General features: G+C 68.5%; 16 protein-coding genes. 1 reads left to right on the top strand and 15 read right to left on the bottom strand.

The genetic code is table 11. The annotated features are described in order from the left end of the window. Positions 1–223 precede the first annotated feature (223 nt). The 11 genes from BP38_RS0111310 to terL form a co-directional block, all read right to left on the bottom strand. Positions 224–784: a Spy/CpxP family protein refolding chaperone gene (locus BP38_RS0111310; protein ID WP_211250297.1), complete on the bottom strand. Its 561-nt coding sequence runs from the start codon at positions 782–784 to the stop codon at positions 224–226. Between the two features lie 79 nt (positions 785–863). After that, positions 864–1,034: a phage tail assembly chaperone gene (locus BP38_RS22245; protein WP_081816615.1), complete on the bottom strand. Its 171-nt coding sequence runs from the start codon at positions 1,032–1,034 to the stop codon at positions 864–866. After that, positions 1,034–1,465 (bottom strand): GTA-gp10 family protein, encoded by a 432-nt coding sequence (locus tag BP38_RS21825; protein ID WP_081816616.1) that lies wholly within the window; start codon positions 1,463–1,465, stop codon positions 1,034–1,036. Before BP38_RS21825 ends, BP38_RS22245 begins: the two co-directional genes overlap by 1 nt. Continuing rightward, positions 1,462–1,893, bottom strand: a complete 432-nt coding sequence (locus BP38_RS0111325) for a phage tail tube protein (protein ID WP_051609274.1) — start codon at positions 1,891–1,893, stop codon at positions 1,462–1,464. Before BP38_RS0111325 ends, BP38_RS21825 begins: the two co-directional genes overlap by 4 nt. Further along, complete coding sequence (gp17, locus tag BP38_RS0111330; protein ID WP_026987818.1) at positions 1,890–2,324, bottom strand: tail completion protein gp17; 435 nt, start codon at positions 2,322–2,324, stop codon at positions 1,890–1,892. Before gp17 ends, BP38_RS0111325 begins: the two co-directional genes overlap by 4 nt. Beyond that, positions 2,321–2,644 (bottom strand): head-tail adaptor protein, encoded by a 324-nt coding sequence (locus BP38_RS22625; RefSeq protein WP_155992386.1) that lies wholly within the window; start codon positions 2,642–2,644, stop codon positions 2,321–2,323. The genes gp17 and BP38_RS22625 overlap by 4 nt, the downstream gene beginning before the upstream one ends. 13 nt (positions 2,645–2,657) lie before the next feature. Next, positions 2,658–3,194, bottom strand: coding sequence for a hypothetical protein (locus tag BP38_RS20335; protein WP_051609275.1), 537 nt, complete (start codon positions 3,192–3,194; stop codon positions 2,658–2,660). Positions 3,195–3,299: 105 nt separating this feature from the next. Next, a complete protein-coding gene (locus BP38_RS0111345; RefSeq protein WP_162175156.1) occupies positions 3,300–4,937 on the bottom strand; it encodes an HK97 family phage prohead protease in 1,638 nt (545 codons plus the stop codon). A gap of 291 nt (positions 4,938–5,228) precedes the next feature. Beyond that, positions 5,229–6,467 (bottom strand): phage portal protein, encoded by a 1,239-nt coding sequence (locus BP38_RS0111350; protein ID WP_026987821.1) that lies wholly within the window; start codon positions 6,465–6,467, stop codon positions 5,229–5,231. A 123-nt stretch (positions 6,468–6,590) separates the two neighbouring features. Beyond that, a complete protein-coding gene (locus BP38_RS0111355; RefSeq protein ID WP_026987822.1) occupies positions 6,591–6,842 on the bottom strand; it encodes an AbrB/MazE/SpoVT family DNA-binding domain-containing protein in 252 nt (83 codons plus the stop codon). 70 nt (positions 6,843–6,912) lie between these two features. Continuing rightward, complete coding sequence (terL, locus tag BP38_RS20340) at positions 6,913–8,391, bottom strand: phage terminase large subunit (RefSeq protein WP_211250298.1); 1,479 nt, start codon at positions 8,389–8,391, stop codon at positions 6,913–6,915. 226 nt (positions 8,392–8,617) lie between these two features. Here terL and nirK point away from each other — a divergent pair, with 226 nt between their 5' ends. Beyond that, positions 8,618–9,778, top strand: coding sequence for a copper-containing nitrite reductase (gene nirK, locus BP38_RS20345; protein ID WP_051609276.1), 1,161 nt, complete (start codon positions 8,618–8,620; stop codon positions 9,776–9,778). Between the two features lie 59 nt (positions 9,779–9,837). On the opposite strand, the gene BP38_RS0111370 is transcribed toward nirK, so the two are convergent. The 4 genes from BP38_RS0111370 to BP38_RS0111385 all read right to left on the bottom strand — a co-directional run bounded on the left by BP38_RS0111370 (position 9,838) and on the right by BP38_RS0111385 (position 12,273). Then, positions 9,838–10,416 (bottom strand): terminase small subunit-like protein, encoded by a 579-nt coding sequence (locus BP38_RS0111370; protein ID WP_155992388.1) that lies wholly within the window; start codon positions 10,414–10,416, stop codon positions 9,838–9,840. 237 nt (positions 10,417–10,653) lie between these two features. Beyond that, entirely contained in the window at positions 10,654–10,950 is a 297-nt protein-coding gene (locus BP38_RS0111375) for an addiction module antidote protein (protein ID WP_026987824.1), read from the bottom strand. After that, the gene (locus tag BP38_RS0111380) at positions 10,943–11,248 is read right to left on the bottom strand and encodes a type II toxin-antitoxin system RelE/ParE family toxin (RefSeq protein WP_026987825.1); all 306 of its coding nucleotides are present in this window, start codon (positions 11,246–11,248) and stop codon (positions 10,943–10,945) included. Before BP38_RS0111380 ends, BP38_RS0111375 begins: the two co-directional genes overlap by 8 nt. A gap of 113 nt (positions 11,249–11,361) precedes the next feature. Continuing rightward, positions 11,362–12,273 (bottom strand): restriction endonuclease, encoded by a 912-nt coding sequence (locus BP38_RS0111385; protein WP_026987826.1) that lies wholly within the window; start codon positions 12,271–12,273, stop codon positions 11,362–11,364. Positions 12,274–12,359 lie beyond the last annotated feature (86 nt).

Genomic DNA, 12,359 nt, shown 5'->3' on the forward strand with positions numbered 1-12,359 from the left:
GGGACGAATATTCTGGAAAAATGGGACCCTAGATCCAGAATAATTCTATAACTAAAGATTACCCGCTGAAGTTGTTTTTAGTCAATGAAATCATCAACCATTTCCGCCAAAGTCTCCAGCTCGTCCCCCTAGTACCCACCAGTGGCCGGGCTCAGCCAACGACGAGCGGTAAGCGGCACCTGCACCTCAGGCCCTGTAATAGAAGCACCGGAGCGGCGGCGGTCTAATTCCCGTGCCCGCCGTGGTGATGACCTTCGCCTTCCTGCCCCTCACCCGGCTGGTAACCGCGCAACTCTGCATAGGCTGCGATCTGCTCGGCGCTCAGCAGGTCCCTCGTGGTCAGATGGGATTTCAGGTGCGTGGCTCTTAACGCGGCCCGGGCCTGCCCGATCTCTGCGGTCAATGCCTGCAGGCTTTCGGACGTGATGCTCTGCTCGGCGAACTTCCGGTCGAGCTTCGCTTCCAGTTCGACCAGCCTTGCCCCTTGCTCCTCCGCCGCATCCTTCATGCTGTCGTAAAGCGCTTGGACGCGCGCCTCCTGCTCGGAGGTCAGGTCCAGTTGCCGGGCAAGTTCGAGCACATGCAAGGGGCCCGGATAGCCGTTCAACTCAGCCGCCAGGGCAAATCCCATGCCCCGCCCAGCCTGCAGGTCGGCAAGCTCCTCCTGCGACAGGGCCTTGATCTCGCGCTCCTGAAGTCCGGAATAGGGCTGCGACGTCTCGGCCCAGGCGGGCGCGGCTACCAGGAACAGACAGGCCGCGGTCATGATAACGGGTACCCTCACTGCAAACCTCCTCGGTTGCCTCATTCCATCGTTCCTTGAATCTAGCGCATCCACTGTATGCCGACCACCTTCAACAGGACTAGTCAACCTCCTCCAGCATGCCCGCCAAAGCCTCCAGCTCCTCCTGCGACAGACCGCCGTTGACCGGGGTCAGCAGGCCGCGGCCTTCCAGCAGGGCGGTGAACTCGCCCGGGGTCATGGCCCAGAAGACGGCCGGGGTTAGCCCCAGCGGCCCGAAGGCCAGCGCCATCAGGCGGCGCCAGTCGATGCGCCAGCCGGGCGTCCCGGCTTTCCCGGCGGATCGGTCGCGCCGCCTCCTGCCCCTTCCTTGCTCTCCGGCTCGCCCGACAGCGCCTGGATCAGCAGCTGCGCCGCCACGGGAAGCAAGCGGGCCGCGCCGGCGCGCAGCAGGCGATCCTCGATGCCTGGCTCCGACAGCTGATCCGGTCCTTCCTCCAGAGCCAGAACCAACAGGGTGACCACCTCGCCGATGCGCCAGCCCTGGCCCGCGACCAGGCGTTCGGCCAGGTCGGGCAGCGGGCCCAGCGCCGCCTCGGCCCGCGCCACGAAGGCGAAGGTCGGGCGCAGGCGATGGTGCCGGCCCTGCAGGCGCAGCACCACCTCTCCCCTATAGAGATTTCCTTGCTGTGGGTTTCCTGTTGCTGTTGCGCCCATGGTCATGGCGTGCCTCCGCCGGCGGTGAAGCTGACCGGCCCGCTGCTCTCCAGGGTCAGCGAGAAGGTCTCGGCCTCGTTGTAGCTGCCGGTGCGCACGAAGCGGGCGATAGCGAAATCGCCCTGGAAGCGGTCGCCGTTGTCGAAGGTGATACGGCAGCGCTCGACCTGCCGCGCCACGGCGCTGGCGTGCAGGCGCGCCCAGGCGGCGTTGTCGTTGGCCAGCCCCTCGGCCTCGACGCTCAGGCGCTGCACCCCGGCATCGGGCAGCAGTTCGCGAAAGCCCTGGGAGTCCAGGGTGGTGGCGTCCTGCAGGTCGTTGTCCAGGCTGACGGCATTGCTGCGCAGGCCGGCCACCACCTCGAAGGTCTCGGGGTCCCCGGGCGCGGCCAGGAACAGGCGGGCCAGGCGCCCGCGATAGGCCTGGTGACTCATGGCGTGCTGCCTCCTTCAGGCTGTGGAAAGTAAAGGCCCGCGACCTCCAGGCGGAACGCCCGCCAGGGCCGCTCCGCCGGCACCGCCAGCGGCCCGCGACAGGTGAGCGAGACCAGCTGCCCGTCCGGCCAGGCCAGGTCGGCACCCTCCAGCAGGGTCCGCGCCCGGCGCAGCGGTGCCTCGGCCTGCCCGGGCGGTGCCTCCTGCCGCGCGAAAGCCGTGAGCGCGAAACCCAGACGGGCCAGGCGTACGTCCTGTACGTCCAGATTGTCCTCCTGCTCCAGGGCACCGATGACCAGCAGCGGCAGGGGTGCGGCCGCCGGCACCGGCAGGGCGGTGAAGATTGCCGGGCTCCCGTGGAAGGCGGGCAGCAGGCCAGCCAGCTCGGCATCGCCGCTCAGGCGTTCGTAGAGGGCCGCCGACAGGCTCATGAGCTCGCCTCCGGCCGCACCGCCTCCAGCCGCACCTGCTGCAGGCCGTCGGGGCCGGCGGCGGGCAGCAGGGCGCGCAGCTCGTAGTCCAGGCCTTGGTGGCGCAGGCGGTCGCCGACCTTCATGTCCAGGTGACCGGGCAGCCAGAGCCGCCCCATCACCGCACTTACGTCATAAGGCACGTCCGGCGCGCCCGATGGCAGATGCAGTTGCAGCTGGCCGTAGACCGGCCCTTCCTCCTGCCAGTCCACCTGCCACTGGCCCTGGGCGTCGCGGTTCTCGACCCGGCGCAGCCAGGTCAGGCGCTCGTTCAATCCCATCACCGCCATTTCCTCACGGTTTGCGCCAGGGCCGCAGCAACAGGCGCGCCTCGCCGGGCAGGCCCTGGCCCTGCAGGTTGCGCGTCACCTGCTGATCGCCCAGGCGTTCGCGCGCGCGGCTCAGGTCGGCGCCGCGGCCCAGCAGGCTGCCCGCCACCAGGCGCAACGCCTGGCGGAGGGCATCGGGCAAGGGGACTTCGCCGGGACCGTCCCCCCAGCCCGCCTGCAAGGTCAGCGTCACCGGAACGCCGGCGCGGAAACCGCTGGCCCGCGACACGGCCCAGGGGCGGGCCGTGAAGCCCTCGGGCGCCAGCACCGCCCCGTCGATCTCGACGCCGGACAGCGCGCTCAGCGGCCCCTCCGGCAATTCCAGCAGGCGCCGCCGGCGCGGCGGCGTGATCTCGCAGGTCACCTGCCGCGCCGTCAGCGACGCCGTGCCCAGCCAGGCCGCCACCAGGGCCTCGGCGGACTCGGCGGCCGCCATCAACCGCGGATGGCCCACGTCCACCCCGGCGAAGGCGGCCAGCTCCGCCTGCGTTAGTAAAGACATCGTTACTTTCGCTCCCTTGCTCGAGAAAAAGCACGGGCGAGTCCAAAGCCAGGGACCCGCCCGTCAGTCAGGGGGATAGGGGCCAAGAAACCCAGGTCAGGCCGCTCAGGCCAGGTGGGCCGGCAGGTTGCCGGCCAGCACGATGGCCTCGCCGGTGGCGTACTGGTAATCGGTGCGGGCCGTCATGGTGTACTCCACCACACGGCGGCGCGGCTGCCACTGGCCGTCCACGGTCATCTGCCGCTGGATCCCGAAGAACAGGTTGCCGGCCGGCGTCATCATGATGCGCTCGCCGGTGGCGCCGGTCAGGTGCGGCTCGGGAATCACCGGGATGCCGAAGTAGCGCAGCTCGGGGAAGCCGCCCACCAGCACCCGGTCGCCCAGGGCCGTCTGGCGGCTCGCCGTCTCCTCGGCATAGCGTTCGGCAAAGGCCACCGGCACGAAGATCGCCTGGTCCGTGCGCCCGCGGAAGCGAACGGGCTGCTGCCGCAACAGCAGGGCCAGGACATCGCGCGCCGAACTGTCGCCGTCGATGCCGTGGGCGACGTCCGCCAGGTCCAGGTCGTTCACCGCCGCATCGGCCTCGGCCAGGGCGATCCAGCCGTCGTTGATCGAGCGAAAGGGATCACCGGTCTCGGCCTCGGCGCCGTTCCAGGCCAGGTCGTTGACGTCGTTGCCGAAGGCCTTGGCCAACAGGCCGGCGATGGCCTGCTCGGCGTCCTGCTGCTCGATGTTGTCTTCCAGGAAGGTCAGGGTCACGTCCTCGGCCCAGATCACCTCCACGGTGGACAGGCCGCGCCGCCGCACGCCCACGGCATCGGCCGGCGTGGGCGCCGTGCCCTCGCTGCCCCGGCGCAGGCGGCGCGAGGTCACGGTCAGCTCGTCGGTATGGCCCTCGGGGCTGTTCATGCGCCGCACCTGCACCCGCGACAGGGCGACCTGCTGTTCGATCAGGTAGTCGACGAAGCGGTCTGCCGTCTCGGCGGCCAGCTTGCCACCGCCGGTGAACAGGCTAGAGTCGATGGCCCGCGTCGCCGCCTCGCCCGAGCGCAGCTGGGCCAGCCGCGCCCGCACCTCGCCGGGATCCGACAGGAAAATGCCGCGGAAGGCCTCACTGCCGCCCGCCACCCCGTCGCCGCCCGCTGCCCCGTCGCGGGGCAGGATCGGCCCCGCCCGCTGCAGGCGCAGGCTCTCCCTAGCGTCGGCCAGGCGCGCCTCGGCCTCGCCCAGCCGGGCCTCCAGGTCGCTGACCCTGCGGTCGCGCGGCCCGGCGCCGGCCTGCATCTCGGCCAGCAGGCTGCCGCGCAGGGCCTCCACCTCGCGCCGCACGGCGCCGGTCAGCGCCGCCTCCTCCGCTGCTGCGTCCGCCGTCTCGCGGTCTCCGGCACCTTCCGGCGCCCGGGTCTCGGTCTCTGCCGTCATGCTGTACTCCCTTGCTGTGCGTTGAATGTTCGAACCTGTACTGTCTGTCGGCGCCAGGGCGCGCAGCAGCGCCAGCGCCTGGGGATTCGAGGGCACGGGCACCAGCGAGACCTCCAGCAGCTCCACGGCATCGAAGACCGTGACGCTGCGCCCGCCCGGCGCCTCCTCCTGGTGGCTCTTCAGCGGCAGGAAGCCCACCGAGACGGCCTGCAGGAAGCCGGCGCGCACCAGGCGCAGAGCCTGTTCGGCGCGCGGGTTCACCTCCGCCCCGGCGAACTCCACCACGATGTCGAAGCCCGCCGCCCCGGCGCTGTGCCGCACCACCCGGCCGATGACGTTGCCCAGCTCCGGCGCCTTGCCCTGGGCGGCATAGCCGTCGTGACCCCAGAGGAAGACCGGGTTGCGGTCGAAGTCGGCGGTGCTGACCCCGCGCGGGTCGATGCGCGTGCCGTGGCGGTCCACCCCCGGCCCGATAGCGCGGAAGGTCACCCGCCGCCCCTCCATGCCTGCATTCGTCTCGCCCGCCGCAGGCAGGGCCGCCCCTTCGGCGCGGCGCAGCACGCCGGCCGCCTGGCCAGCCGTCTCCATCTCAGTTTCCATACAGTCTCCCCTTCAGCTCTCGGATACGCCGGCATCCCCGCGCGCAGCGCCCGGGTCCTCGCCCAGCAGCTCGCGATAGCGGTCCAGCGTGATGGCCCCGTTGGCCAGCAGTTCCCCGGCCCGGCGCAGCAGATGCTCGCGGTCCTCGCGCACCGGGCTTTCGAATTCGAACCACAGCCGGCCCCCGTCCGCCGGCCCCGCCGCTTCCTCCGCCAGCCGCGGCAGCAGGGCGTGATTGATCGCCTCCTCGATGCGGCGCAGACGCGGCAGCACGGCGTTCTCCTTGTAGGTCGCGTCCGCCGCCTCGGCGTTGGCGCGGTTGGTGTCGGTGGTCAGGCCCACCTTGCTGGCCGGCAGCTTGTAGACGGCGAAGACCTGGTCGCGGCTCAGTTGCGCCAGCTCCAGGAAGGCCAGATCCTTCAGCTGCCCGCCCAGCTGCTGCACCTTGCCGCCGCGGCCCAGCACCGCCGGCCCGCTGGCCGGGTCGCGATAGCGTTCCAGCCAGCGCTCGCGGATCAGGTCGGCCTGGTCGCTTGTCAGCTCCTCCTCGCTGGTGATCACCAGCTCCGGCGTCGCCCGGTTGCGCAGCAGCGCCCCGGCATAGGCCCGGGCGTGCAGGTCCAGCTCCTGCGACAGGGCGAAGGCCTCCACCGGCGAGGCACCGCGCAGCGGCTCCAGCGGATGGGGATAGCGCAGGAAGACCACGTCCCGGGCCGGCAGGGTCCGCGGCGCATGGCCCGGCACCTGCAGGCGCCAGCCCGCCAGGCCCAGGCCGTCGCGGTCGAAGACCGGCCGCTCGATCCAGTGCGGATAGAGCAGCTGCAGCCCCGTCACCTTTTCGCGCCCGCGCCCGTCCGCTTCCGTCAGCAGGTGCCAGAAGGCCTCGCCCGCCAGGTCCAGGTGCAGCTGCGTCAGCTCCAGCAGGTCGCCCCAGGTCTGCAGCCCGTTGGGCCGCAGCAGCAGGGGCGGGATCTCCGTCTCGGCCAGCCGCCGCCAGTGCTGTTTGCTGCCACTTCTTCGCCAGAGGTCCCAGGGCGCGGCGCGCACGTCCTGGGCCAGCGCCCCGGCCGCCGCGGCGACCCAGCCGGCATAGGCCTCCAGCGCCTGCCGCCGGCTCCGCACCGGCCGCAGCTCCAGCTCCGGCCCCCGGCGCAGCAGGCCGGTGAAGCCCGTCCCCCCACCACCATCATTGCTACTGCCCCGCGGCAGCGCCACCGGCGCCGCCCGCCGTTTCGTCAGCCAACGCCACATTCATAGCCCTCCCGAGCACGCAGAGACGCCTGCGCGCGAACAAGGCCGGGCACAGCGCCATGCTGTCTTCAGTTTTCAGTGAGTCGTTCGACCGTCAGGCCGCAGGCACAAAGCGCCTGGGCGTCACCAGCTCCAGGCCTTGGTGTCGAAGTCGTTGTCGAGCGTGTCGGGAATCAGCGGTGCATCGTCACCACTGGCGGCCATGCGCTCGAAGGCGGCATCCCAGCCCTCCCGAACACCACGGCAGGGCGTCAGGACGACAGCTCCGTTCTCGACCCGCAGCTCGAGCATATCGCCCAGGCCACAATCCCGGATCACGGTTTCGGGAAGGCGCACCACTTTTGATTTGCCGATGGTTTCCAGCCTGACTTTCATGCCTGCTCTCCTCCGCGAACGATCCTACCGCAAGCGCACGCGGCAAGCCATTCAAGCCTGCCCCTCCCCATCACGCAAAGACCTGTGGCGGGCGAGCGGCGGTCAGCTCGGCGAAGGCACGGCTCAGCGCGTCGATCTGGTCCTTGTGGGCTCCGTTGGGAAACAAGCTCGCCTCCTCCAGAAAGGTGTCGTTCCAGGCGCCGCGGATCAGGCGCAGGTTCCCGGCCTCGGCCTGGGCGGCCACCGGTGCGGCGCGCGTGACCTTGTCGCCGCTTTCCGGGCTGGCCTTCACGCGATGGCCGGCCAGCCGCCGCACCAGGTACGCCGCCTGGGCCTTGCCCGCCTGCCCCGGGTCCTGGGGCAGGGCCACAAGGCACTCGGGCCCGTCCTGCTGGGCGCAGTTCAGGATGGCGCGCTCGACCTCCAGGCCGCTGCCGCGCAGGCGCAGGATATCCTCGATGTAGAAGACACCCTCGGCCGAGCGGCTCAGCTTCACGCCCACGGTCCAGTCCGGGTCACTGCCGGTACCGGCGCGCGTGGCCGCCAGGTCCCAGCCGCGCACCGAGGTGCACTCGACCGGAAGGGCGCCCGCCACCGGGAACCACTGGCGCCGGAACAGGCCGCCTTCGCGCGGGGCCGGCCGCTGCTGCAGCTGGCCGGCGGCGGCGTAGCTGCCCAGCGTGTCCTTCAGGCGCTTGACCTCGCGCGCCGGAAACTGCTCCGGCCACAGCAACTCGCCCGCCCGCCGACGCGGATCGGCCGGCCCCAGGCGGGTGACGCAACGCCGCTCGGGCTCGAACTCCATGGGCAGCATCAGGTGCTCGTAGTCCAGCGCCCGGGCCAGGATCAGGCCGCTGACATCGCGCTCGTGCACCCGCTGCATCACCACCACCAGGGCCGAGTGCGCAGGGTCGTTCAGGCGCGTGGGCACCGTTTCCAGGAACCAGCGCAGCGTGGCCTCGCGCACACGGTCCGAGTCCGTCTGCTGCACGTTGTGCGGATCGTCGATCACGAAGCGGTCGCCGCGCTCGCCGGTGGCCAGCCCGCCCACCGAGGTGGCCAGGCGGAAGCCGCCGGCCCGCGTCTCGAACCTGGCCTTGGCGTTCTGCTCGCGCGACAGCTGCACCCCGCCGCCCCAGCGCGCCCGGTACCAGTCCGAGCCCACCAGCCGGCGGCAGCGCAGGTTGTCGCGGATCGACAGCCGCTGGGAATAGCTGGCCAGCACGCCGCGCAGCCAGGGCCGGCCCAGCGGCCCCCATTCCCAGGCCGGCCAGAAGACGCTGACCGTCAAAGACTTCATGGTCCCCGGCGGCACGTTAATCAGCAGGCGCGTGATCTCGCCCCGGCTGACCGCCTCCAAGTGGCGGCAAAGCGCGTCGATGTGCCAGTTGCCGCGATAGCGCCGCCCCGGCTCCAGCACCGGCCAGGCCAGCTCGATGAAGGCCGACAGCGAACCCGCTGCCTCCAGCCGGTCCAGCGCCGCCAGACTGGCGCCCGGATCGTCCAGGACGGCCATCTCGTCCAGAGTTGAGTTGTCCCGACCTGCCACGGCGCTGGCTCGTTCCTCCCGGTTTTCCTGGTGCCATCGGGCCGTTCGGTGCCGTCCTCTTCGCTGCTGGTCGGGAATGGGTGGACAGCAGTCGGTCAAATCCCAACCTGTAGATGCATGTTTGCCGGAAAACCCGGCGACACGGACGGGTTTCGCCCGCATCCGGCCGGCCTGACCCGCACCACAAGGGACAGGGCCCTATAACTGTGGAATCAAAGGAGGCAACATGTCTCAGAGCAATGACCGCACCACGCGCGACGCTTCGAGTGAAGAGACGGACGACACCCCCACACGCACCGGCGTCAGCCGCCGCGGGGTGCTCGCCGGCACCGCAGGCCTGGGCCTGGGCAGCCTGCTCGGCGCATCGCCGGCGCTTGCCCAGAAACAGGGCCATGTCCAGCTGGCCGAACACGGCGGCACCATGAGTGACCGTCTCTATTCGGTGAATCCCAAGCATCCCGACATGGCGGACATTGCCGAGAATCCGGCGAACGTGCCCCCACCCATCGAGCGCAGCGAACCGGCCACCGTCCAGGTGGAGCTGGAGACCATCGAGCTGGAAGCCCATCTGTCGAACAACAGCACCTTCCGCTTCTGGACCTTCAACGGCACGGTGCCCGGCCCCATGGTTCGGGTGCGCGTCGGCGACACGGTCGAGGTGACCCTGAAGAACGCCGACGACAGCTGGATGATGCACAACGTGGACTTCCACGCCGCCACCGGGCCCGGCGGCGGCGCCGAGGCCACCACGGCCGGTCCGGGAGAGACCAAGCGCTTCAGCTTCAAGGCGCTCAACCCCGGCATCTATGTCTATCACTGCGCCGTTCCGCCGGTGGCGCTGCACATTGCCAACGGCATGTATGGCATGATCCTGGTCGAGCCCGAGGAGGGCCTGCCCCCCGTGGACCACGAGTTCTACGTGATGCAGGGCGAGATCTATACCGAGGAGCCCTTCGGCACCTCGGGTGTCCTGACCGAAAGCTACGAGAAGCTGCTCAACGAGCGGCCCGAGTACTTCGTGATGAACGGCCATGTGGGCGCACTGACCGACCACTACCCCCTGAAGGCCCAGGTGGGCGAGAGCGTGCGCATCTTCTACGGCGTCGGCGGGCCGAACTACCCCGCCTCCTTCCATGTCATCGGCGAGATCTTCGACCGCGTCTATCCCTATGGCTCGCTGACCAGCCCGCCGCTGGAGAACGTCCAGACGGCCATGGTGCCGGCGGGCGGTGCCATCATGACCGAGTTCACCACCCAGGTGCCGGGCACCTATGTGCTGGTGGACCACGCCCTGTCGCGCGCCGAACGCGGCCTGGCCGGCCACCTGATCGTCGAGGGCGAGGAAAACCACGAAATCTTCAACCCGATGGAAGAGGACACGGCCTGACGTGACGGCGCCCAAAGGGCACTGACGTCAAAGTCTGAAACAGCGACGCCCCAGAGAAACTAACCTCTGGGGCGTCGTCCTTTTCTGGGGCGCCGTTCGTTCCGGGCCAGCCGCTTGTTCAGCAGACGGCGCAGGAAGGCGCGCTCGGACCGGTCCAGCTGGGCCGCGGCCAGCAGCGCCTCCGCCCGTTCGGCGCCCACCTCCGCAGTATCGCCCGCATTGTTCTTCTTGCCGGAACCGTCCGACGCCGCGTCCCCCGCCGGCAAGGCCGCCGCCCGGCGCGTCATCTCCTGCACCCAGCGCCGCGCCTCCATGCGCAGGCGGGCGTGGCTCAGCGCCAGGCGCCCATCGCCCTCCGGGTCCGCCGGTTCGCTGCCATCCGCAATCTCCAGGATCTCCTCGGCCCATTGCTGGCGCTGAAGCTGCAGGGCCAGGGCAAAGCGCCGCGCCAGCTCCGGCTCGCCCGCCAGCGCCGCCAGCACCGCCCCGCGCTCGGGAATGCCGCGCCGCCCGCAAAGCTGCCCCAGCACCTCCCCCGCCGCCAGCCGGCGACAGAGAAGGTCGCGCCAGTCCTCGGTAGCGGCGCCGGCCGTGCCATCCGCTCCAACCGGCCCGTCCCCCACCGCGTCCCCGCTCACCGCACTCTCCCCAACGAAAAAACCCGCCGCCACAAGGGCCGCGGGTTTCGCTCAAACTTTTCGATGATGCGTGAACATAACCGGAACATGCCCCGGCTATCAAGAGGGTTTAATGGCCTTCGCCTGGTCGGGCTGAAGCAACCCGCCTGGCGCCACCGCGGCCCTCACTTTAAATAGCTTCTTATGCCTTATTAGCCTTTCTAGACTGTTCGCTTGTCAGTCCATAAAAAGGCAATTTCACTTCTGAACGGCGTGCGGTTTGGCCGTCATGTCCACACCAAGGGCGCGCATGACCGAGAGCGTGGTCTTCAGCGTCGGGTTTCCCCGCTCGCTGAACGACCTGTAGAGTTGTTCCCGGGACAAGCCGGTTTCCCGGGCAATCTGGGTCATGCCCTTGGCACGGGCAACGACACCAAGGGCCTTGGCAATATAAGTCGTGTCTCCGGTTTCAAAGGCATCAGCCATGAAATCAGCAATATCCGCTTCCGTCTCCAGCATGGCCGCTGGATCGAAGGTTGTGAATTTCTCAGCCATATTGGGCACTCCAGTCCTCGGCAATCTTCTTTGCCTTCTCGATATCGCGGCTTTGAGACTTCTTGTCTCCACCACACAAAAGCAGGATCAGGACATCTCCACGCTGCTGGAAATAAACGCGATAGCCAGGGCCGTAGTGAATGCGCAGCTCACTCAAGCCCCCGCCTATGGGCTGCACATCACCGGGAAGGCCTTCTGCCAACCGATTGATACGTGCGGTAATGAGGGTGCGTGCACGTCGATCTTTCAGCTTACCCAGCCACTTGCGGAAGGTCTCTGACTGCTTGATGTCCATCATCTATGATGACTGTAGTCTAAAAACTACAGTCTGGCAATCTTTTTCCCTTCCCAATCCCAAAGCCCCAGTAAGCTTCATACAGCCTTTCTGCACAGCCGCACCAGCCAAAGCACTCACCCGAAGTAATCCTCATCCACCCTTTTCAGGTGCAGGACCTCCTCGTCCCGGCAACCGACGTTGTAGCGGATCATCAGCTTCGTCAGCTGGTCGCCGTCGATCAGGACGATCCGCATACCTAGCTCCTTCGCCGTCTGCTTGGCCGAGGTGCTGAAGGACGAGGTCGTGAAGAACAGGCCCTTCTGGGCCTTTTTCACATTCAGCGCGCCGAAGAAATCACGGATATCGCTGGCCCCGACATTGTTGCCCTCGGCATAGCGCTTGGCCTGAACATAGATCTGGTCCACGCCCAGCGGATCCTGGTCGATCACGCCGTCCACGCCGTTGTCCCCGGATTGCCCCAGCGCGCGGGCCGCGTCCTCCGAGGTTCCTCCATACCCCATGGCAAGCAGCAGCTCGATGATCAGATCTTCGAAGAACTGGGGCGTGGCCTGCCGCACCCGGTCGAGCAGGTCGGCGGCAAGCGCGGCGTTGATCTGGCGATGGGCCGTGCGCAGCACTTCATCGGGTGTCGAGCCCGTCGGCTCCGGCGGTTCTTCGGGTTTTTCCTTCGTGGGCGTCTGCGCACCCCGGCGGTTCTGGAAGGCCTGAAACGACTCGTACTGCTTGAGAAAGGCGTTATCGATGCGCTCCGGCGCCTGGGCCAGCACCTTGCGGCCCTCGGTCGTCGCGATGTAAGACCCGCGCCGCGTGTAACGAACCAGCCCCGCCTGCTTCAGGTAGCTCTTCGCCCAGTGCACGCGATTGTCGAAGATTCTCTGCCGGCCGCTGGGAAGCAGCTGCTCCCGCTCCTCCACCGACAGGCCATGCTTGCCCGCAAGTGTCTCGATCACCTCCCGCGTGCTGACTTCTGTTTCCGCAGCCTCCTGCAGCACGGGCAGCATCAAGCTCTGATAGTCGGGAATCATGCGCCTAGCCTTTTTCGGTATGGTACTACGATGGAAAAGTCGTCTGGCGTATCAAGCAAACACACTCGCTTTATTTGTAACACCAA

Source organism: Fodinicurvata fenggangensis DSM 21160, assembly GCF_000686045.1.
Lineage (GTDB): Bacteria > Pseudomonadota > Alphaproteobacteria > Kiloniellales > DSM-21159 > Fodinicurvata > Fodinicurvata fenggangensis.